Genomic DNA, 19,979 nt, shown 5'->3' with positions numbered 1-19,979 from the left:
TGATCGGCGAGCACTCCTGGTACACCGCCGGAACGGTCTCCGGGGAGCCGCCGAACAGGGCGCGGTCGAAGGAGCGCAGCTGCTCCATCTCGTCCTCGTAGGCGGCGATGTAGTCGGCGACCGGCACGCTCGCCACCCCGGCCGCCCACCTCGTCGGCTGGGTGCCCAGGGCGAGCAGGGTCAGGTACCCGCCCCAGGACGCCCCGTTCACCACGCATTTCGCCGGGTCGGCCAGGCCGCTGTCGACGGCCCAGGTGTGCACGGCGGCGACGTCCTCGAGTTCGGTGAGGCCGGGGCGTCCTTCGATCGCGTCGCGCCAGGCGGAGCCGTAACCGGTCGAGCCCCGGTAGTTCACCTCCACCACCGCGAAACCGGCGTCCAGCCAGACCGCGCGGTAGGCCGAGAACCGGTCCTCGTCCGCCGAATGCGGCCCGCCGTGCAGGGTGAACACGGTCGGCAGTGGACCCTCGGGCGCGTCGGCGGGGCGGGAGACCAGCGCGTGGATCCGGCCGCCGACCCCCTCGACGAACGCGTCGGTCACCGGGGAGGACTCCGGCGCGGGATCGCCCGGCGGCGCGAGCAGGACCTCGTCGGCGCCGCTCGTGGCGCGGGCGCGGATCACCGGCGGCTGCGCGGCGCTCGACCACGAGTATTCGACCGTTCCGTCGGGACGGACGCCCGCCCCGCCGACCCGCCCGGCGGGAGTGTCCAAAGAGGACAATGTGCCGGTCGGCAGGTCGTAGCGGTGCAAGGTGCTGCGTCCCTGGTGGAAATGCACGACGAGGAGCGCCGAGGCGTCCGGGTACCAGGTCGCGGCCACCTCGCCCGGCAGGTCGAGCCCGATCTCGGTTTCCGAATCGGCCTCGACGTCCCAGATCAGCAGTTCCTCGCGGCCGCGGCGCTCGTGCAGCAGCAGGAGGCGCGCATCGCCGGGCACCGGGGAGAACTCCAGCGGGGTCAGGCCCTTGCCCTCGCCGTCCCATTTGTCGGCGACCGCGGCGAATCCGGAAGTGGCGAGCACGCGGACCGCGGGATGCCGCGAATCGCCGTGCTCGGAATGGGAGATGGCGACCAGGCGCTCGTCGCGGGACAGCGCGGCGACCCCGGCGTCGTCGGCGTGCGCGTAGAAGCGGGTGGTTTCGCCGTCGGCGTGGGCGAAGAGTTCGCTGCCCTCGTCGGTGGACACCCCGACCGCGACCAGCCGGTGCCCGATTTCCAGTCCGGCCGGATATCCGGCGTGCACCCCGGGTAGGGCGGGTTCGGAGTCGCCACCGGAAAAGGGCGTGCGCATCCAGGAGCCGAATTCGTCGCCGTCGGTGTCGTTGAACCACCAGATCCACGCGCCGTCCGTCGACGGTGTGGCGTGCAGGGTGCCGTTCGGGCGGTCGGTGACCCGCCGGTGCTCGCCGGTGGCGCGGTCCCAGGCGTAGACCTCCCAGACCCCGCTCGCGTTGGAGACGTACACGTTGGCGTCCGGGGCGTCGAGCGCCCATTCGGGCACCGACATCCGCCGGGCGTGGAAGCGCGCCCGCCACCGGGCCTCGGCCGCGGCGTCGTCGAAGAGGCGGTCGGGGACGAGTGCGGGCGGGTGCTGGGTGGCTGACTGGGTACTCACCCCCTTGATCCTGCCAGGTTTGGTGCCGGGCCGGGATCGGTGTCCGTAGGGTGCAGCCTGTGCAGGATGGATATGCGCCCGGCTTCGGGCGGGACGCGCTGGAGATGATGTCCGCACGCAGCGCGACCGACCGTGCCCGCTTCGTATTCCCCTTGCTGCGGAACGGGATGCGCGTGCTCGACGTCGGCTGCGGACCGGGGTCGATCACCGCGGGCCTGGCCGTGACCGGATGCCGGGTTCTCGGCGTCGACGCCGCGCTGAGCCGGGAACGCCTCGTGCGCGCGACCCCATCGTCCACTGTGGACTTCATTGCCGCCTCGGTGTACGCGCTGCCGCTTCCGGACGGTTGCGCGGACCTGGTTTTCGCGCACGCGTTGTTCGAGCACCTGTCCCGCCCGGCGGCCGCCTTGGCCGAACTGCGCCGCGTGCTCCGCCCCGGCGGCGCGCTCGCTCTGTCCACTTCGGACTGGAGCCGGGCGCGTCTGCGCCCACGCACGGCCAATGTCGACGCCGCGCTGCGCGGGCACTACCTCCTCCGCCGCCGCGCCGGCGGCGACCCGTTCGCCGGAAAGCACCTCCCCGGCCACGTCGCCGACGCGGGCTTCCGCGAAATCCGCACCCACGCCCGCTACCGCCCGGACCTCACCTACCGCGAACTGGCCACCTACATCGAACGCCGCCTGGCCGCCGCCGTCGCCACGCCGAGTCCCCATCGCGACCAACTCGCCGCCGCCGCCCGCTCCGCCCGAGCCTGGACCGAATCCACCGACGGCGACTTCAGCCAATGCTGGGTGGAAATCCTCGCCACCCGATGACCCGCGGTGCCTTCGACGGCCCAAAACCACACATCGGGAAACCCTCACCGGGGGGCAAGGGGGCGAAGCCCCAAGGCCCCCACCAAACCGCCACCCCAACCTCACCCGCCCACCAACCGATGGGGGTCCGGGGGCGCGCCCCCGGGTGGGGCGTGGGGGCTTCGCCCCCACAAAGCACCGCTATGAGAAAGGCCCGTCCACGCGTTCCGTGGACAGGCCTCTCCCAATCTCATAGCGTCGGGGTGGCGGGATTTGAACCCACGACCTCCTCGACCCGAACGAGGCACGCTACCAAGCTGCGCCACACCCCGAAGTACCGCTCTTATCGGGCCGTAGGAGAGTTTAGCGGACGCCTGCGGGCGCCGTGCACGGGGTTTGTCCGAGCGTCGGAGTCCCGCGCGACCAGCGTCAACAGGCTGGCTTCGGGTGGGCAGGCGAAGCGCACCGGGGCGTAGGGCGAGGTGCCCAGCCCGGCGGAGACGTGCAGCCACATGTTCGCGCCCCAGCGGGATGCGCCGCGGGCGCGCGAGCGATCCAGCTCACAGTTGGTGACGAGGGCGCCGACACCGGGCAGGCGGAGCTGGCCGCCGTGGGTGTGCCCGGCGAGCACGAGGTCGTAGCCGTCCGCGGCGAACGGGTCGAGGACCCGGGGCTCGGGCGAGTGCGTGACGCCGAGCCGGAGCGCGGCGGAGCGGTCGGCCCGGCCGGAGATGTCGCCGTAGCGGTCGCGGTGCAGGTGCGGATCGTCGACCCCGGCGGCGAAGACGTCCTGCCCGGCGACCTTGACCGTGCGCCGCACGTGCGTGAGGTCGAGCCAGCCGTGCTCGACCAGCGCGGCGCGCAGGTCCCGCCACGGCAGGTGCACGCCGTGGATGCGCTTGGTGCGGCCGCGCGGCATCAGGTAGCGGGCGGGGTTCTTCGGTTTGGGGGCGTAGTAGTCGTTGCTGCCGAAGACGAACACCCCGGGCCGGTCCAGCAACGGCCCCAGCGCCCGCAGGACGGCGGGGACGGCCTGCCGGTGGGCGAGGTTGTCGCCGGTGTTGACCACGAGGTCGGGGTCGAGCCGGTCGAGCGCCGCGACCCAGCGCTGCTTCGATCGGTGGCCGGGCAGCATGTGCAGGTCGGAGATGTGCAGGACCTTGATGGGGAGGGAACCGGGCGAGAGGACCGGCAGCTCGGCGGTGCGCAGGGTCCAGTGCCGCCGCTCGATCGCGGCGGCATAACCGAGCGTCGCGACACCCAGCGCGACCGTCCCCGTGGCGAGGCGCCGTACTCGCGCCCCCGAAGTATTGTTGTTACCGAGCGTGCTCACATAGTCCACTATACGTGCTCGTCCAGGTGGTTGGTGTGCGGATTTGTTTGCCTACTGCCTCAACCGACGCATGACCGGACATTCACGTTGCGTGGGCGCGGGTATCGGTACGGTTACCGCCGTCCCGCGCGCTCGAATCTGGGGTCCGACGGGGGCAGCGGCAAGGCGGGCTGGCCTTCCAGGATCTTGCTCATCGCGCCGTAGAAGGTGCGCGCCGGGGCCTTGCCGCCGAACATGTTGCCGTCGCCGCAGGTGGTCACGTTCCCGGCGCCGTCGCACAGCCCGCCGCTGCCGCCTTCGGGGCGGAACACCATCGCGGCACCGGCCAGTTGCGGGGTCCCGCCGACGAAGGTCGCCGAGCCGTTGTTCTGCGTGGTGCCGGTTTTCCCGATGAGCGGCCGGTTCCAGCCCGCGGCCGAGGCCGCGGCGGCGGAGGTGCCGCCCGGCTGGTCGTCCTTGCTCATGCCCACCGCCAGCGTGTTGGCGAGGCCTTCGTCGACCACCTGCTCGCACGAGGCCTCGTTGATCTGCTTGGGCTTGCCGTCCCGGTCGGTGATCTGGCCGATCGGGGTGGGCGGGCACCACTTCCCGCCGCTGAGGATGGTCGCGGCCACGTTCGCCAGTTCCAGACCGGACAGTGCGCTCACGCCGAGGGTGAACGAACCCTGGCCGGGCGACTTGTCCTTCGGGCCGAAGAACTGGGTCTGGGACTGGTTCTCGCCGAACTGCTTCGAATCCGGTTTCACCGGGCCGCCGCCGAGGTTGGCGGCCATGGTCTCCCGCATGCCAAGCTTGCTGGCCATTTCGACGACCGGGCCCATCCCGGCTTTCTCTTCCAGGATCACGAATCCGGTGTTGGGCGAGGTCGCCAGCGCGGACTGCAGGCTCATCGAGGACGCGTAGTTGGCGCCTTCGGAGTTGCCGAGGCAGTACGCGCGGGTGCCCTGCGCCACGACCGGGCAGCGTTGCCCGCCACCGGTGAAGACGTTCGACGTGTAGAACGACGGCACGTCGATGTTGCTGTAGATCCCGGCGACGCCCTGCTGCATCGCCGCCGCCGCGGTGAAGATCTTGTAACTGGACCCCGCGCCGCCGGTGTTCCAGATCCCCGCGGGCAGGGCGTACGTCGTCTGCCCTTGCGAAGCGTCCGTTCCGTAGTCCCGGTTCGCGGCGAGCGCGACCACCTCGTGCCGGTCCTTGCCCGGCCGGACCAGGGAAAGCGTGTTCGCCACGTTCTTCTGGTTCTTCTTCACCTGTGCTTCGGCGGACATCTTGGCCTCGTGGTTGGCCTTCTGGTCCATGGTGGTCTTGATCGTGTAGCCGCCGGTGTACAGGTCGTCCTTGGTCATCCCGCCCTTGCCGGTCAGGTAGTCCTCGACGTACTGGCAGAAGAAGCCGTTCTCCGGCCCGGCGCCGACGCAGTTGGCGGCGGGCTTCTGCGGGCCGTTCGGGACCACGCCGAGCGGTTCGCCCTTGATCCGCTGCGCGTCGGCGGGGGCGAGCTTGCGGTTCTCGACCATCCGGTCCAGCACCAGGTTGCGCCGCTCGGTCGCCTTCTCCGGATGCGTCCACGGATCGAAGATGGTCGGGTTGTTCACCAGCCCGGCGAGCAGCGCCGACTGGCCCGCGTTGAGGTCCTTCGCGTCGACGCCGAAGTAGGTCTGCGCGGCCGCCCCGACGCCGTAGATCTTCCGGGAGAACTCGACGACGTTCAGGTACCCGGCGAGGATCTGGTCCTTGCTCATCTTGGTCTCGAGCTGGATCGCGATCCGCGCTTCCTTGAGCTTGCGGGCGATCGACACCTCCTGGGCCTTCTCCTGGCCCACCTTGTCGTCGCGGTAGACCACGTTGATCAGGTAGTTCTTCACGTACTGCTGGGTCAGCGTGGACGCGCCCTGGGTGCTGCCGCCGCTGGTGCTGACCGCCGCGCGCAGGGTGCCCTTCCAGTCCACGCCGCGGTGCTCGTAGAACCGCTTGTCCTCGACCGAGACCAGCGCCCACTTCATCGCCTCGGAGATCTGCTCCGGCGCGGTGGGGATGCGGTACTGCTTGTACAGCGTCGCGATCTGGTTGCCACCGGCGTCGGTGATCCGGGTGACCAGCGGCGGCGGCACGCTCGCGAGTTCGGCCGACATGCTGTCGACCGTTTCGCTCGCCCGGTTCGACACCAGACCGGCCGCCCCGACCACGGGGAAGAGCACACCGGCGACGAGGACCCCCGCGAGCAGGCAAAGGCCAAGGAGCTTGAGCAGACCGTCCCTCTTACGCACGACAGCCAGGGTACTTGGCCGCCGTTTGGACACGGTGACGTCACGCCGCCGTCACGGAAATTACGCAGAAGATCCACTTCGTGACTTCAGGTAACAATCAGAAACTCGGACCTTGGCGACGGAACCGGATGCGCCTACAGTCCGTCAACGTCTCACGAAGAAAAGCCGACGGATGGGTGAGCGCGGATGATCCGCAAAGACCAATCGCCGGCGCCGCGGCCGGGGAGGCAGCGGGCTTCAGCCAAGTGAGCGCAGGGAGATCCGCATGTCGGGGGCAGAGGCTTGGGAGTGCCTCGAACCTGGTGGGCGGATTTTGACACCAGGTGAGGGAGCTGGGGGTATGGAAACCAACCAGACGGACTGGCGAGTCAGCGCGGCCTGCCGCGATACCGATCCGGACGGCCTGTTCGTCCGCGGTGCCGAGCAGAACAAGGCCAAGCTCGTCTGCATGGGGTGTCCGGTGCGGACCGAATGCCTCGCCGAGGCGTTGGACAGCCGGATCAACTTCGGTATCTGGGGCGGCATGACCGAGCGGGAGCGCCGGGCCTTGCTGCGCCGCCGACCGGACGTCGAGTCCTGGGCGGAGTTGCTCGAATCGGCGAAACGCGATTTCGCCGAGGTCACCGAAGGTGAGCGCGTGGTCCGCGTGAGCTGACCGTCCGCCGGTCGTGGGCGGCCCGGCCGCTCACGACCCGGACAGGCGGTCGCCGATGTCGCGCAGCCCGGCGAGATCGTGCACGTCGCTGGGCAGCGCGGGCACCTCGACGATCGGCACCTCGGGATGCGCCCGGGTGAACCGGGCCAGCAGCCGCTTCTCGCGGTCCGCGAGCGCCACCCGGTCCGCGTGCAGGCGCAGCACCGCGCTCGCCAGCGGCGCGGCCGAGCCGCCGCGGTCCAGTGAATCGGCGGCGGCGATCGCCTCGGTGCCGGAGAGCTCGGCGAGCACCGGATGCGTGCGGTTCGCGATCAGGCCGGACAGCGGCATCGACTCGGTGGACAGCCGTTCCACGAAGTAGCTCGCCTCGCGCAGCGCGTCCGGCTCCGGCGCGGCGACCACGAGGAACGCGGTGCCCTCGGAGCGCAACAGCTCGGCGGTCCGGCGCGCCCGTTCGCGGAACCCGCCGAACATGCTGTCGAAGGCCTGCATGAACGCCGACGCGTCGGCGAGCAGCTGCCCGCCGAGGATCGTGGACACCGCCTTGGCGAACATCGAGAACCCGGCGCTGACCACCTTGCGCAGGCCCCAGCCACCGGCCTTGGCCGGGCCGGTCAGCAGCCGGATCATCCGGCCGTCGAGCGCGCTGGAGAGCCGGCTCGGCGCGTCCAGGAAGTCCAGGGCGGACCGGCTCGGCGGGGTGTCGACGATGATCAGGTCCCATTCGTCGGTGGCCGCGAGCTGCCCCAGCTTCTCCATCGCCATGTACTCCTGCGTGCCGGAGAACGACGTGGAAATGGTCTGGTAGAAGGGATTCGCCAGCAGTTGCTCGGCGCGTTCGGGCCCGGCGTGCACGCGCACCATGTCGTCGAAGGTGCGCCGCATGTCCAGCATCATCGCCCACAGCTCGCCCTTGGGGTCGAAGCCCGCGACCGACACCTGCCGGGGGTGGTTGCCGAGTTCCCGCAGGCCGAGCGCCTGCGCCAGGCGCCGCGCCGGGTCGATCGTCAGCACCACCGTCTGGCGCCCGCGTTCGGCGGCCCGCAGCGCCAGCGCGGCGGCGGTGGTGGTCTTGCCGACCCCGCCGGAACCGCAGCACACGATCACCCGGCTGGCCGGATCGTCGATCAGCGCGTCGATGTTCAGCCCCATGGTCACCGCACCCCCTGGTCGACCAGCGCGTCCGCGAGGTCGTACAGCGCCGCCACGTCCACGCCCTCGGTCAGGTCGGACAGCTCGAGCGTCGGCAGATCCGCTTCGGCGAGCTGTTCCCGCGCGCGCTGCTCGGCGGCGACCCGGATGGCGTGCTCCACGGTCTCCTCGACCAGCGCGTCCAGGGTGGCCGCCGGGAGCTCCAGCCCGGCCGAGGCCAGCCCGGCGCGGACCCGGGAGGCGTCCACCCGGCCGTCCGCGGCGGCGGTGACCGACCGCGCGGGCAGCCGGGGCGGGCGGACCCGGTTCACCAGCACCGCGCCGGGGCGCAGGTCGGCGCCGTCGAGTTCGGCGACCGCCTCCACGGTCTCGCGCACCGGCATCTCCTCGAGCAGCGTCACCAGGTGCACCGCGGTCTCGCCGGAGTGCAGCAGGCGCACCACGCCCTCGGCCTGACCGCGGATCGGCCCGGTCTTGGCCAGATCGGTGAGGGCCTTGGTGACGTCGAGGAACTTCACGACCCGGCCGGTGGGCGGGGAGTCGACCACCACCGCGTCGTAGGTGTGCCGGCCGTCGGATTCGGTGCGGCCGACGCACTCCTTGATCTTCCCGGTCAGCAGCACGTCCCGCAGGCCCGGCGCGAGCGTGGTGGCGAACTCGATCGCGCCCATCCGGCGCAGCGTGCGCCCGGCGAAGCCGAGGTTGTAGAACATCTCGAAGTACTCGAGCAGCGCGGCTTCGGCGTCGATGTGCAGGGCGCGCAGCTCGCCGCCGCCGGGCACGGCCGCGATCTTCTGCTCGGCGTAGGGCAGCGGTTCGGTGTCGAACAGCTGCGCGATGCCCTGGCGGCCCTCGACCTCGACGAGCAGCACCCGGCGGCCGCCGTGGGCCAGCGCGAGCGCGAGCGCCGCCGCGAGCGTGGTCTTGCCGGTTCCGCCCTTGCCGGTCACGAAATGCAGCCGGGCCCGTGCGAGCTCGTCGGTCCAGCCAGCCAGCGGTGTGGTCACGTCGGCAGCCTAAGCCAGCGCTCAGCTCGCGAGCAGCATGACGCTGACCGCGACCACCACGATCACGACGATCGCCCAGGTCACGACGCCGGGTAACACGGTCAGCATGAGCACGGCGAGCAGTGCGAGTGTGGTGAGCGTCACGGCGCCGGAGATCGCGACCTGGCCCGAGTTCTGCGTGCGGTCGCGCACCTTGGCCATCACGATCAGCGTGAGGACGATCCCCGCCACGGCGAGCACGGCCGCCGCGATGATCCGCCAGGCTTCCACGCCGTCACGGTACCCGGCCGGACCCCGGGCCGCCGCCACCATTGTCCACTGTGGACCCATGCGCCCGGCTCACCTTCTCGGCGGGATGGGCTCCATCGGCACGCAGGGCACCGGCCGCGCGTGCGCCGGGTCGAGGGCGTTGAGCACGTGCCCGAGCGCGTTCGGGTCGACGACGATGCCGACGTGGTTGACGTGGTCGGCTTCGCAGATCTGCTGGAGCACCACGTTCGTCACGTTCGGGCCCCGGCCGATGCCGCTGGTGTAGGGCACGACCAGCTCGTCGTACCGGGTCACGATGTTGGTGTAGGTGATCTCCGGCAGGAAGACTCCGCCCGCCTGGAGTTTCTTCAGCAGGTCCGATCCGGCGAGCAACTCCGGGCAGACCGCGCAGTTGCTCAGCACCCCGGCCAGCCAGCCGATCCCGAGCGTCCGCAGCACCGCGTACAGGTCGGCGAACCCGTGCAGGTTGGTGCCGTCCCAGCCGGGGGCGAGGCTGACGTATTTATTGATCTTGTCGCCGCCGTCGAGCAGTTTCGCGTAGTAGGTCGGCACCCAGGTGCCCTGCGAATAGCCGACGATGTCGACCCGCCGCGTGCCGGTCACCCGCAGCACGGTGTCCACAAAGGACTGCAACTCGCGGGCGCTGTAGTCCATCGGCATCATGCCGCCGACGACGTCCCGGACGATCGGGGTGTTCGGCACGACGCCGTAGGTCAGCGCGAAGGCGCAGTAGCCGCGCTCGGCGAGCATCGGGCCGAGGGCGCGCCAGGTGGTGTCCTTGTTGTCGCCGGTGCCGTGGACGAGGACCACGGGCTCCGGATGCGCCGGGCCCGGGCGGCACGACCAGTCGTTGAGGCCGCCCTCGGCGGCGTTGGCGGTGGCCGGGGCGAGCAGGCTCAGCAGGGTGGCGGCAGCGAGGACGGCGGTTCCCAGCCTTCTCTTCCGCATGACGGCGTTCTCCTCGGTTCGCGAGCCGGACATCAACGAGATTCCTGGAGTTCGGGCCCGTCGCCTAGAACACTTCAGGGTGGACTAGCCGTAGTCGCCGGTCGCTGTGCGTGATCACGGGCCGTCTACGTGCGCGAAACCGGGTCGATTTCTGGTCCGGTCGGGGAGGTGCGTGGTCACTTGAGCGAGTGGCTAGGCTCCCGCACATGAGTGCCAAGTGGGAGTACGCCACCGTTCCGCTCCTGATCCACGCCACCAAGCAGATCCTCGACCAGTGGGGCGAGGACGGCTGGGAACTGGTCACCGTGCTGCCCAACCCCAGCGGGGAGCAGCACGTCGCCTACCTGAAGCGCCCGAAGGACTGAGGGGACCACCAGACATGAGCTGGAGCGAACGGCTTGCCGAGCTGGGGATCGAACTGCCCGGGGTCGCGGCGCCGCTGGCGGCGTACGTGCCCGCGGTGCGCAGCGGTTCCCAGGTGCTCACCTCCGGTCAATTGCCCTTCGTGGACGGGACGCTCGCGGCCACCGGGAAGGTCGGCGCGGAGGTCAGCCCCGAGGAGGCCAAGCAGCACGCCCGCACCTCGATTCTCAACGCGCTCGCCGCGGTGCACGCGCTGGTGGGTATTGACAAGGTGACCAGGGTGGTGAAGGTGGTGGGTTTCGTCGCCTCCGCGGAGGGCTTCACCGGCCAGCCCGCGGTGATCAACGGGGCATCGGAGTTGCTCGGTGAGGTCTTCGGCGACGCGGGCGTGCACGCCCGGTCCGCCGTCGGGGTCGCCGAGCTCCCGCTGGGTGCGCCCGTCGAGGTCGAACTGGTCGTTGAAGTCGGCGAGTGAACGCTCGCGAGAGGCACTGAGGTGGGCTGATGGATCCGGATATCGAGCAGGCGTGTCACGAGCTGCTCCTGCGGCTGGCCGGGCGGTTGCCGGACCAGTTGCTGTGGCGATTCCGCGACTGGCTCGGCGAGGGCGCGATGAGCACGCTCGCGCGAACCCTTCCAAGATCTTTGCTAAAGCACAGTATTGACCTGGACCAACCGGAGTATCGCCTGTTGGTAGCCGGGCTGGTCCCGCACGGGGCCGACTGGCATCAAGTAAGTTCCACCCTTGGGGTAGACGAGGTCACTCAGAACGGGTACACATTCACGCGGAGTGCCCCCGATTGGGTGAACTCTGTCGACTCGGTGTCCGTGGTGGTTCACGCAACGTTGCGTGGCCGTCCGGACGTTGGTGAAGTGCGGGAGAGCTGGCGACACGATGGTGGCGCCGGTGAGCGTGGGGCGAAGCGCGTACTGCTGATCACCGCGTTGGCCGGTATGCCGCGGCTGACCGGTGAGCTGCAGCGGGTGTTGCGGGTGCTGGGCGACGAGGAACCCAGCGTCGAGGTCATGCCGCCGCGGTTCGACCCTCCCGGATATCACCAAGCCGCACTGGCGAACTCCGAGCTGGTCTGTGTCGGCGCGGAAGGCGCCGGCAACAGACTCGCCGCTGCGTAAAGCTCGCTCCCCCGGCGGGCTGGAGGGAGAAGGCATGGTGGACGTCCACGACGGACTCGCGGCCGAGGGTTTCGCGGTTCCGTTGCGGCTGCACAACCTGCTGCTCGCGCTCGCGGGCCGGCTCGACGACAGCGCGCTGTCGGAGGCCCGTGAGCAGGTCGCGCGCTCGCGCCTCGACGAGGCCGCCGAGCTGGTCGCCGGTGCGCTGATCGCCGGGCGGCTGCCGGTCCAGACGGCCGAGCAGCGGGAACTCGCCCTGGTGCTGGAGCTGTCCCGGTCCGACGCCACGCTGGCCGACCAGCTCACCATCGACGACGCCGATCCCGGCGTCGCGCACCGCTTCAGCGGGGACAACCAGCCCGAGCAGGGGCTCGCCGAAGCCCTCGACCGGACGCTGCAGGTGCTGCCCGATCTGCGGTCGGTGCACGCGGTGTGGCGCAACACCCCGGCCGGGAGCGTGCCGGGTCCGCTGCCGCAGCGGGTCGTGCTGGTGGAGATCGGGCCGGAGGGCAACCCGCCCGCGGTCGCCTACCGCGTCGACGCGGCGCTGCGGCGGGCCGGGATCCGCTCGGTCGTCGAGGTCACCGGGCCCAGCGCCCAGCGCACCGGCTACCACGACGCGGCCGGCGCCTCGGCGAACCCGGTGTGGCTCGCCGGGACCAACGGCTCCCCGGTTTCCCCGCCCGCGCTGACTTCGGTCGGGGACAAGAAGCCGCCGCGGGAGAAGGCCGGCCGGCACACCGCGGAGACCCCGGTCGCCAAGGGGCCGGAGCCCGCGCCGGAACCGCCGCCGGCCAAAGGAGATCCGGCCCCCGAGGCCCGCATCGAAAGCGCGCCGCCCCAGCCCGACGCGGAGGCCCGTGCCGAGAAAACGTCGGACATGAGCTCCGCCGAGGTCGCCCAGCTGCGCGAGGCGCTCGCCGAGGAGCCGGAGAAGGGCAAGGCGATCGCGAGCATCACCCCGGCCGAGGTGGTCGAGATCCCCGACCTCGACCTGGATGATCCGCAGCTGAGCGAGCGGGACCGCAGGCTGCTGCGCGAACTGCACGCCGAGCTCGCCGAGCGGGAGCGTGCGGAGGCCGCCCAGGTCCGGCTGAACGGCTCGGGCCGCGGCAGCGAACCGCCCCAGGTCCGGTGGGTCGACGGGTTTTCCGGCGCCTGAGTGACATGCGTCTCACGTCCAAATGGCCTACTGGGCGTATGTTTCGGGCGTGTCTGATCAACCTGAGGACCTGACTTTCGAGGTGCCGCCCGGACTCGCGCTGGCGCCCGAGGCCGCCGAACCGGTCCAGCCCAAGGACGCGGCGACCGTGATCCTGCTGCGCGACACCGCGGCCGGGCTCGAGGTGTTCCTGCAGCGCCGGGTCGCGGCGATGGCGTTCGCCGCGGGGATGACCGTGTTTCCCGGCGGCGGGGTCGACAAGCGCGACGCGGACGCGTCGGTGAGCTGGGCGGGCCCGCCCGCGCGGCGGTGGGCCGAGTGGTTCGGCTGCGACGAATCCCTGGCCCGCGCGCTGGTGTGCGCGGCGGTGCGGGAGACCTTCGAGGAATCCGGCGTACTGCTGGCCGGGGTCGGTGACGCGGTCGTCGAGGACACCTCGGTCTACGCCGACGCGCGTGCCGCGCTGGTGTCCCGGGAGCTCTCGCTGGCCGCGTTCCTCGCCGAGGCCGGGCTGACCCTGCGCGCGGATCTGTTGCGGCCGTGGGCGAACTGGGTCACCCCGAGCGGCGAGCCGCGCCGCTACGACACCCGGTTCTTCGTCGCCGCCCTGCCCGCCGGGCAACGCGCGGACGGCGCGACCACCGAGGCGGAGAGCTCCGGCTGGCAGCGCGCCGAGGACGCGCTCGACGACGCGCGGACCAAGCGCAGCACGCTGATGCCGCCGACGTGGATCACGCTGCACGAGATCGCCGAGTTCGGTACCACGGCCGCCGTGCTCGCCGAGGAACGGACTATCGACAAGATCAGCCCCACCCTGGTCCGCGAACGCGGTCAGGTGCGGATCGTGCTGGAGGGAATGTGACCGAGCATCCGGCCTACGGCGTGCTGCGCGAGGTGGCGCCGATCGCTTCCGTGCTCCTGGAGCACAACCCGTCCTCGATGACGTTGGAGGGCACCAATTCCTGGGTGCTGCGCGCGCCGGGTTCGGACGCGTGCGTGGTGGTCGACCCCGGCCACGACGACCGCGAGCACCTGGGCAAGCTCCTCGAGTCCGCGCCCGGGGCCGTCGCCGTGCTCCTCACGCACCACCACATCGACCACGCGGACGGCGCGCCCTGGTTCGCCGAGCGGGCGGGGGTGCCGGTGCGCGCGTTCGACCCGGCGCTCTGCTCCGGTGCCGAGTCCTTTGTGGACGGTGAAGTGCTTTCCCTCGCGGGACTGGAGATCCAGGTGCTGCACACGCCCGGGCACACCGGTGATTCGGTGTGCCTGCGGGTGGCGCACGGCGGGCGGGACTTCGTGCTCACCGGGGACACCGTGCTGGGCCGCGGCACGACCGTGCTCACCGACCTGGGCGACTACCTGCGTTCCCTGCGCGTGCTGATCGACCTGCCGGACGGCACGCTCGGGCTGCCCGGGCACGGCGCCGAACTGGCCGACCTCGCGGCGACGGCACGGGAGTACCTGGCCCACCGGGAGCAGCGTCTCGCCCAGGTGCGCGCGGCACTGCGCGAACTCGGTGCGGACGCCACCGCCCGGCAGGTGGTGGAGCACGTCTACGCCGACGTGGACCCGGTCCTCTGGGGCGCTGCGGAATCCAGCGTCCACGCTCAGTTGGAGTACTTGCGCAGCAACGGGTGAACCGGATCCGGTTCCCCGTGGGCGAAGGCGGTCCAGGTCTGCCGCACGGCTTCGGCCAGCGGCTCGAAGTCCCGGGCTCCGGTGAGCATCGGCGCTTCGGTGAACGCGTCGAACGTGCCGAATACGAACGGGATGTCGAGGCAGTGGCAGGCGCCGAGCGGGCTGTCTTCGGGATGCCAGTCGAACCGGTAGGCGTGCGCGTCGCCGGGCAGGCCCGCCGCGAGTTCGGCGGTGCCCTGGGCGAAAACGGTGTCGGTCACCAGGCGGGCCACCTCCGGCTCGGGTGCGAACGCGGCGCCCTCGTCCCGGGTCCAGCTGAGCAGGGCGTCGGTCCGGGGGCCGTCGAGTGCGGCCCGGACGAGATCGGCATGCACCAGGTCGCCGTCCGCGACGAGCTGGAACGGCGGCGCGATCCCGCTGGTCGCCTGCCGTGCCACCTCGACCTGGGCGTCGATCAGCCGGGCCACCGGGAGGTCGTACAGCTCGCGTACGTGTTGTATACCGGCGGCATACCGGAGGCGGTCGGCGTGTCCGGCGGCCTCGCCGGGGCTCAGCGGGGCCATGCCGGTCGGGGTGCTCTGCAGCGCGACCCGGTGGAACAGACCGCGTGCCGCCGGTGCGGAGAGCAGCGCGAGCGTGCTGAGCGCACCGGCCGACTGCCCGGCCAGGGTCACCCGGTTCGGATCGCCGCCGAAGCGGGAAATGTTGTCCCGCACCCATTCCAGGGCGAGCACCTGGTCGCGCAGGCCGAGGTTCCCGGTGCCGATCCCGGGCGCGCTCAGGAAGCCCAGCGCGCCCAGCCGGTAGTTGATCGAGACGACGACCAGGTCGCCGCGGGCGGCCAGCCGATGGCCCGCGTACCAGTCGAGCCCGCCCGAACCGCTGGAGAAACCGCCGCCGTGCACCCAGACCAGCACCGGCCGCGCACCTTGTACACCGGTTGTATACAGGTTGAGCGTCAGGCAGTCCTCGGCCTGCGGGAGGCGGATCGGCCCCATCACGTGTTCCAGGCGGGACGGTGGCTGGGGAGCGATCGGACCCGGTTCCGCGGCCTCCCGGATCCCGGTCCAGCCCCGCGGCGGCGTGGCCGGTGCGAAACGCGTGTGCTCGCCGTACGGCACACCGCGGAACGCGATCGCGTCCTCGAGCCGGTACCCGCGCACCCGCCCGGCCGTGGTCTCGACGACGGTCATCAGCGCACCGCCGTGAAGCCGACCGCGGAGCCGAATGCGTCGTCCGCGCCCACGAAGAACCCGTCCGGTCCGGTGCGGGTGGGAATTCCGTTGCCCTCCACCAGTTTCCGGGCGAGGGCCAGGTCGTCGACGGCGACCGTCTGCGCCGCGATGAACGGGAGCCGGGGCAGTTCCTCGCCCGGCAGCACGGTGTCGAACGCCGACGCCGGGACCAGTTCGATCCGCCCGGCGCGCAACGCGAACACCCGGCGCGGTCCGTTCACGTCCGCGGTCCGGTCGAGCATCAGCGCGTAGCGGCGCAGGTAGTCGTCGAACTCGTCATCCGCCACCACGAGGAGCACGCTGTGCACGCCGCGTGCGCCGTTGGCATGCGTGAGGTAGCGGTCCTGGTGGATGAGTTCCGGGGTCAGCTGTTCGGCGGTGTGCAGGATGCCTTCCGGGGTCCGCTCGCGGTCGAGGTGCGCGCTGCGGAACCGGGCGGTCCGGATGCCGTCCGGGGTCTCGACATCGCGTTGCAGTGCCAGCACGCCGGACGAGGACAGCCCCGCCGCGGCCAGCCTGCGCCCGGCCACCGCGGAGTCGCCGCAGCCGAAGGAGTACCCCCGCAGGCCGGAGAAACCGTCGCCGATCAGGGGCAGCACGCGCCAGGGATCCGGCGCGGATTCGTCCACGATGCCGATCAGTTCGATGAAGGTCTCGCCGAATAGCGCGCACCGGTTGCCGGTGCAACTGGGGATCAGCGGACCGCCCGGCCGTTCGGCGGCCAGGTGCCGCGACAGCGGGCTGAGGGTGAAACCCAGATCCTCGTACCGCCGCCACACCTGCTCGTACCGCCGGGTGATGGTGATCGTGTGGTCCAGGTAGTCGATGTCCGCCGACTTCGTCATGGCACTCCTTCCGTCTCCCTCCAAGATCGACCCGGCTGCGAGGGGTTTCCATTCAGGCGCGTGACATCGGGTGAATCCGACAGAAGCTACGCTCGCTTGGTGGAAATCGTTGCCCTGGACACTGTGGACCGGCAGCTCGCGCACGCGTTGCAACTCGACGGCCGGGCCTCGTTCAGCACGATCGCGGCGGTGCTCGGCGTTTCCGACCAGACCGTCGCCCGGCGGTACCGGCGGCTGCGTTCCGCCGGTGCGCTGCGCGTGGTCGGGCTGCCGAACGCCCGCCGCCTGGGCCACGTGGAATGGCTGGTGCGGTTGCGCTGCATGCCGGACGCGGCCGGGCCGATCGCCGAAGCGCTGGCCCGCCGGGAGAACACCAGCTGGGTCGGCCTGACCTCGGGTGGCGCCGAGATCGTGTGCGTCCTGCGGTCGCGCAGCCCGGCGGAACGCAACGCGTTGCTGCTGGGCCAGTTGCCGCATACGCCGCGGGTGGTGGCGGTGACCGCGCATCTGCTGCTGCGCACGTTCTTCGGCGGGGCGACCGGGTGGAACGGACGGGCCGACGCGCTGACCCCGGACCAGATCGAGGCGCTCCGGCCCGAGCCCGCCGAACCCGGCGGCGAACCGGTCCGCCTCGGCGACGGCGACGAGGCCCTGCTGGCCGAACTGGCCCTGGACGGGCGCGCGAGCCTGCAGCGGCTCGCCGCGGCCTGCGGCCGCTCGGAATCCACGGTCCAGCGCCGGCTCGAGCACCTGCGTGCCCGCGGTGCGCTGTTCTTCGACGTCGAGATCGAACCGGGACTGCTCGGTTTCTCCGGCGAGGGGTGGCTGTGGCTCTCGGTCGCGCCCCGGGACCTGGTCTCGGTGGCGACCGCGATGGCCGGGCACCCCGAGATCGCGTTCGTCGCGGCGACGACCGGTTCGGCGAACCTGGTCGCCAGCCTCGGTGTGCGCGATGTGGACCAGCTGTTCGACTACGTGGCGGGCCCGCTCGCCGCCCTCGACGCCATCCGCGACCTGGAGTCCGCGCCGGTCATGCGGACCGTGAAACGGGCGGGACTGCTCCTGCACTAGGCGGTGCTTCGAAAGCCGGGCGGATTGCCAACCAATGCCGGTACCGGCGGCCTGCGGCCGTCCATAATGTCGCGCTCGTCGGCTTTCTTCCGGAGCTCACCTGGAGTCCGCGATGCGATTGCGCCGCCGGTTACCCGCCGCCCTCCTCCTCGGATTCTCGATCACGCTGGCCGCTCCGGCCGCGCCCGCGCTCGCCGATCCGCCCGGTACCGGACAGCCCGGCGAATACCGGCCGGTGCGCGGTCCCTCGGCCCCCGCGGAACACCGCTTTCTGCAGAAGACCGAACGCGGGCAGAGCCTGCCGCGCCACGCCTACGACCAGGCCGCCGCGCAGGCCGACCGGATCCCCGCGATCGGCGGCCGGTGGACCGCGACCGGGCCGACCAACATCGGCGGCCGGATCGTCGGCCTCGCCCTGGATCCGCACCGCGCCGACACGGTGTACGCCGCCGCGGCCAGCGGCGGGCTCTGGAAGTCCGCCGACGCGGGCCGCACGTTCGCCCCCGCGTGGCCGGACAACCGGACCCAGGCCATGGGTTCGGTCGCGGCGGCCGACGACGGCACGCTCTACGTCGGCACCGGCGAGGCCAATCCCGGCGGTGGCAGCATCACCTACGAGGGCACCGGCCTCTACCGCTCGGCGGACCAGGGCGCGAGCTGGCAGTTCGCCGGGCTGCGCGACTCGGCGGCGATCGGCGCGATCGCGGTGGACCCGCGCGATCCCCGGCGCCTGCTCGTCGCGGCGACCGGTTCGCTGTACTCCGCCGGTGGCGACCGCGGCGTGTACCTCTCGTCCGACGGCGGCCGGTCGTGGCGGCGCGCGCTGGAGCCGGGCGGCGAGTTCACCGGCGCGGTCGACGTGCAGTTCGATCCGGCCGATCCGCGGCGGGTATACGCGGTGCTGTGGGACCACCGCCGCACCCCGGAGAAGCGCACCTACGGCGGGCCGGGTTCCGGGGTGTTCCGGTCGGCCGACGGTGGCCTGACCTGGCAGCGGCTCGGTGGTGGCCTGCCTCCGGCCGGTCCGGACGTGGGCCGGATCGGGATCGGCGTCTCGAAGTCCGAACCGGGCCGCCTCTACGCGATCGTCAACGCCACGGCGGGGCCGTTCGCCGGGATGTACACCTCCGCCGACGCGGGCACCAGCTGGACCCGGCTGCCCGAACCGGCCGAGCTCATGGACTCGCAGTCCAGTTACGGCTGGTGGTTCGGGAAGGTGTGGGTCGATCCGGACGACGCGCGCCACCTGCATGTCGCCGGTGTGCCGCTGGTGACCAGCAAGGACGGCGGCGCGACCTGGACCGCGGACGGCACCAGCACGCACGTCGACCACCACGCGATGGTGTGGGATCCCCGCTATCCGGCGCGGGTCTACCTGGGCAACGACGGCGGGGTCTACCGGTCCGACGCGGACGGGGACGGCGGCTGGACGAAAGCGGTATACGAGCCGTATACCCAGTTCTACAGCGCGGCGATCAGCCCGCAGGACGCGTCGCGGATCTCCGGCGGCACCCAGGACAACGGCTCGCTGCGCTCCTGGGGCGGCGCGCGGTTCAACGAGTACCTCGGCGGGGACGGCGAGGAGAACCTGATCAATCCGCGGGACAAGGACAACGTGTTCGCGTGCTACCAGTACGGCAACTGCTTCCGCTCCGCGGACGGCGGCGACACCCTGACGTTCTTCACCCCGCAGACCACGGCCGACCGGCGGAACTGGTTCACCCCGGTGCAGTTCGACCCGTCCGACCCGAAGGTCCTGTACTACGGCGGAAACCGGCTGAACCGTTCGGCCGACGGCGGGGTGACGTGGACACCGATCAGCCCGGACCTCACCGGCGGGCCGGGGCAGGACGCGTATCCCTACGGCACCATCACCACGGTCGCCGCGGCGCCTTCGGATCCCCGGACGATCTGGGCCGGCACCGACGACGGCCGGATCTGGCTCACCCGTGATCTCGGCGCCACGTGGACGAAGGTGCTCGACGGGCAGCCGTGGATCACCCGGATCGCGGTCGACGAACGGGATCCGGCCACGGCGTACGTGACCTTGTCGGCGTACCGGAGCGGTTCGGACACCGCGCACGTGCGGATGACCCGGGACGGCGGCGCGCACTGGCGCGATCTTTCCGGCAACTTGCCCAACGCGCCGGTCAACGACATCGTCCTGGGTGCGCACGGCATGCTGTACCTGGCGACCGATCAGGGCGTGTTCGCGGGCCACGCGGCGGCGGGCGGGCACTGGGTGCGGCTCGGCCGGGGGCTGCCGAAGGTGCCGGTGGACGACATCGAGTACGACCGGGGCACGCGTCGCCTCGTCGCGGCGACCTTCGGCCGGGGCCTCTACGAACTCACCACGCCTTAGGCGCCTGGCTTCGGCCCGGTTGGGGGTCGTGAGTGTTCAGGCCGGTTCTAACCCAATGCCGCGTAGCTTAAGTTGATCTTGGTTGTGGGGTGGGGTTTCGGCGTGGCGGTGTGGCTGGTTGG

The 19,979-nt window shown here is 71.4% G+C and carries 19 protein-coding genes and 1 tRNA gene; 10 read left to right on the top strand and 10 right to left on the bottom strand.

Going from position 1 to position 19,979, the window contains the following annotated elements:
* Positions 1 to 1,615: prolyl oligopeptidase family serine peptidase (locus FXO23_RS23865; RefSeq protein ID WP_246257720.1), on the bottom strand; the 1,615-nt coding region annotated here is incomplete at its 3' end.
* Between the two features lie 59 nt (positions 1,616 to 1,674).
* Between FXO23_RS23865 and FXO23_RS23860 the strand changes: the two genes are divergently transcribed.
* Positions 1,675 to 2,430, top strand: coding sequence for a class I SAM-dependent methyltransferase (locus FXO23_RS23860; protein ID WP_158887627.1), 756 nt, complete (start codon positions 1,675 to 1,677; stop codon positions 2,428 to 2,430).
* A gap of 237 nt (positions 2,431 to 2,667) precedes the next feature.
* On the opposite strand, the gene FXO23_RS23855 is transcribed toward FXO23_RS23860, so the two are convergent.
* The 3 genes from FXO23_RS23855 to FXO23_RS23845 all read right to left on the bottom strand — a co-directional run bounded on the left by FXO23_RS23855 (position 2,668) and on the right by FXO23_RS23845 (position 6,012).
* Positions 2,668 to 2,741 (bottom strand) — tRNA-Pro (locus FXO23_RS23855).
* 11 nt (positions 2,742 to 2,752) lie between these two features.
* Positions 2,753 to 3,742, bottom strand: a complete 990-nt coding sequence (locus FXO23_RS23850) for a metallophosphoesterase (protein ID WP_158887626.1) — start codon at positions 3,740 to 3,742, stop codon at positions 2,753 to 2,755.
* Between the two features lie 113 nt (positions 3,743 to 3,855).
* Entirely contained in the window at positions 3,856 to 6,012 is a 2,157-nt protein-coding gene (locus tag FXO23_RS23845) for a transglycosylase domain-containing protein (protein WP_158887625.1), read from the bottom strand.
* Between the two features lie 340 nt (positions 6,013 to 6,352).
* Between FXO23_RS23845 and FXO23_RS23840 the strand changes: the two genes are divergently transcribed.
* Positions 6,353 to 6,667: a WhiB family transcriptional regulator gene (locus FXO23_RS23840; RefSeq protein ID WP_158887624.1), complete on the top strand. Its 315-nt coding sequence runs from the start codon at positions 6,353 to 6,355 to the stop codon at positions 6,665 to 6,667.
* A gap of 30 nt (positions 6,668 to 6,697) precedes the next feature.
* Here FXO23_RS23840 and bagB read toward each other — a convergent pair whose 3' ends face one another.
* The 4 genes from bagB to FXO23_RS23820 are packed head-to-tail and all read right to left on the bottom strand — an operon-like array spanning position 6,698 to position 10,044.
* Entirely contained in the window at positions 6,698 to 7,819 is a 1,122-nt protein-coding gene (bagB, locus tag FXO23_RS23835; protein WP_158887623.1) for an ATPase BagB, read from the bottom strand.
* 2 nt (positions 7,820 to 7,821) lie between these two features.
* Positions 7,822 to 8,826, bottom strand: a complete 1,005-nt coding sequence (gene bagA, locus FXO23_RS23830) for an ATPase BagA (RefSeq protein ID WP_158887622.1) — start codon at positions 8,824 to 8,826, stop codon at positions 7,822 to 7,824.
* A gap of 21 nt (positions 8,827 to 8,847) precedes the next feature.
* On the bottom strand, positions 8,848 to 9,156 hold the full coding sequence (locus FXO23_RS23825) for a hypothetical protein (RefSeq protein WP_425484897.1): 309 nt from the start codon (positions 9,154 to 9,156) through the stop codon (positions 8,848 to 8,850).
* A 9-nt stretch (positions 9,157 to 9,165) separates the two neighbouring features.
* The gene (locus FXO23_RS23820; protein ID WP_158887621.1) at positions 9,166 to 10,044 is read right to left on the bottom strand and encodes an esterase/lipase family protein; all 879 of its coding nucleotides are present in this window, start codon (positions 10,042 to 10,044) and stop codon (positions 9,166 to 9,168) included.
* Positions 10,045 to 10,250: 206 nt separating this feature from the next.
* Between FXO23_RS23820 and sp36 the strand changes: the two genes are divergently transcribed.
* From sp36 to FXO23_RS23790, 6 genes are read left to right on the top strand one after another with little or no spacing between them, the layout of a single operon-like run.
* The gene (gene sp36, locus FXO23_RS23815) at positions 10,251 to 10,409 is read left to right on the top strand and encodes a Sp36 family protein (protein WP_158887620.1); all 159 of its coding nucleotides are present in this window, start codon (positions 10,251 to 10,253) and stop codon (positions 10,407 to 10,409) included.
* A 14-nt stretch (positions 10,410 to 10,423) separates the two neighbouring features.
* Positions 10,424 to 10,882: a RidA family protein gene (locus FXO23_RS23810; protein ID WP_158887619.1), complete on the top strand. Its 459-nt coding sequence runs from the start codon at positions 10,424 to 10,426 to the stop codon at positions 10,880 to 10,882.
* 29 nt (positions 10,883 to 10,911) lie between these two features.
* Positions 10,912 to 11,541 (top strand): hypothetical protein, encoded by a 630-nt coding sequence (locus FXO23_RS23805; protein ID WP_158887618.1) that lies wholly within the window; start codon positions 10,912 to 10,914, stop codon positions 11,539 to 11,541.
* A gap of 34 nt (positions 11,542 to 11,575) precedes the next feature.
* Positions 11,576 to 12,703 (top strand): hypothetical protein, encoded by a 1,128-nt coding sequence (locus FXO23_RS23800; protein WP_158887617.1) that lies wholly within the window; start codon positions 11,576 to 11,578, stop codon positions 12,701 to 12,703.
* Between the two features lie 22 nt (positions 12,704 to 12,725).
* Entirely contained in the window at positions 12,726 to 13,565 is an 840-nt protein-coding gene (locus FXO23_RS23795) for an NUDIX hydrolase (protein WP_158887616.1), read from the top strand.
* Entirely contained in the window at positions 13,562 to 14,344 is a 783-nt protein-coding gene (locus FXO23_RS23790; protein WP_246257719.1) for an MBL fold metallo-hydrolase, read from the top strand. Before FXO23_RS23795 ends, FXO23_RS23790 begins: the two co-directional genes overlap by 4 nt.
* Here the strand turns inward: FXO23_RS23790 and FXO23_RS23785 are convergent.
* Together FXO23_RS23785 and FXO23_RS23780 are read right to left on the bottom strand one after the other, a co-directional pair.
* Positions 14,314 to 15,537, bottom strand: coding sequence for a carboxylesterase family protein (locus tag FXO23_RS23785; protein WP_158887615.1), 1,224 nt, complete (start codon positions 15,535 to 15,537; stop codon positions 14,314 to 14,316). The two genes, FXO23_RS23790 and FXO23_RS23785, sit on opposite strands and share 31 nt — an antisense overlap.
* Complete coding sequence (locus FXO23_RS23780) at positions 15,537 to 16,424, bottom strand: VOC family protein (RefSeq protein WP_158887614.1); 888 nt, start codon at positions 16,422 to 16,424, stop codon at positions 15,537 to 15,539. Before FXO23_RS23780 ends, FXO23_RS23785 begins: the two co-directional genes overlap by 1 nt.
* Before the next feature lie 99 nt (positions 16,425 to 16,523).
* Here FXO23_RS23780 and FXO23_RS23775 point away from each other — a divergent pair, with 99 nt between their 5' ends.
* Both FXO23_RS23775 and FXO23_RS23770 read left to right on the top strand, forming a co-directional pair.
* Positions 16,524 to 17,495, top strand: coding sequence for an Lrp/AsnC family transcriptional regulator (locus tag FXO23_RS23775; protein WP_343034505.1), 972 nt, complete (start codon positions 16,524 to 16,526; stop codon positions 17,493 to 17,495).
* A gap of 112 nt (positions 17,496 to 17,607) precedes the next feature.
* Positions 17,608 to 19,857, top strand: coding sequence for a sialidase family protein (locus FXO23_RS23770; RefSeq protein WP_158887612.1), 2,250 nt, complete (start codon positions 17,608 to 17,610; stop codon positions 19,855 to 19,857).
* Positions 19,858 to 19,979 lie beyond the last annotated feature (122 nt).

Origin of the sequence: Amycolatopsis anabasis, from assembly GCF_009765355.1 — a bacterium.
Lineage (GTDB): Bacteria > Actinomycetota > Actinomycetes > Mycobacteriales > Pseudonocardiaceae > Amycolatopsis > Amycolatopsis anabasis.
Note: the sequence above shows the minus strand (reverse complement) of the source record. Positions and strands in the feature narration are given on the sequence as shown.

Coding starts and splice junctions, on each gene's coding strand:
- bagB (WP_158887623.1), bottom strand. CDS start 7,819: ATGGGGCTGAACATCGACGCGCTGATCGACGATCCGGCCAGCCGGGTG.
- FXO23_RS23780 (WP_158887614.1), bottom strand. CDS start 16,424: ATGACGAAGTCGGCGGACATCGACTACCTGGACCACACGATCACCATC.
- sp36 (WP_158887620.1), top strand. CDS start 10,251: ATGAGTGCCAAGTGGGAGTACGCCACCGTTCCGCTCCTGATCCACGCC.
- FXO23_RS23785 (WP_158887615.1), bottom strand. CDS start 15,537: ATGACCGTCGTCGAGACCACGGCCGGGCGGGTGCGCGGGTACCGGCTC.
- FXO23_RS23840 (WP_158887624.1), top strand. CDS start 6,353: ATGGAAACCAACCAGACGGACTGGCGAGTCAGCGCGGCCTGCCGCGAT.
- FXO23_RS23820 (WP_158887621.1), bottom strand. CDS start 10,044: ATGCGGAAGAGAAGGCTGGGAACCGCCGTCCTCGCTGCCGCCACCCTG.
- FXO23_RS23795 (WP_158887616.1), top strand. CDS start 12,726: ATGGCCTACTGGGCGTATGTTTCGGGCGTGTCTGATCAACCTGAGGAC.
- FXO23_RS23825 (WP_425484897.1), bottom strand. CDS start 9,156: ATGGGTCCACAGTGGACAATGGTGGCGGCGGCCCGGGGTCCGGCCGGG.
- FXO23_RS23770 (WP_158887612.1), top strand. CDS start 17,608: ATGCGATTGCGCCGCCGGTTACCCGCCGCCCTCCTCCTCGGATTCTCG.
- FXO23_RS23810 (WP_158887619.1), top strand. CDS start 10,424: ATGAGCTGGAGCGAACGGCTTGCCGAGCTGGGGATCGAACTGCCCGGG.
- FXO23_RS23800 (WP_158887617.1), top strand. CDS start 11,576: ATGGTGGACGTCCACGACGGACTCGCGGCCGAGGGTTTCGCGGTTCCG.
- FXO23_RS23805 (WP_158887618.1), top strand. CDS start 10,912: ATGGATCCGGATATCGAGCAGGCGTGTCACGAGCTGCTCCTGCGGCTG.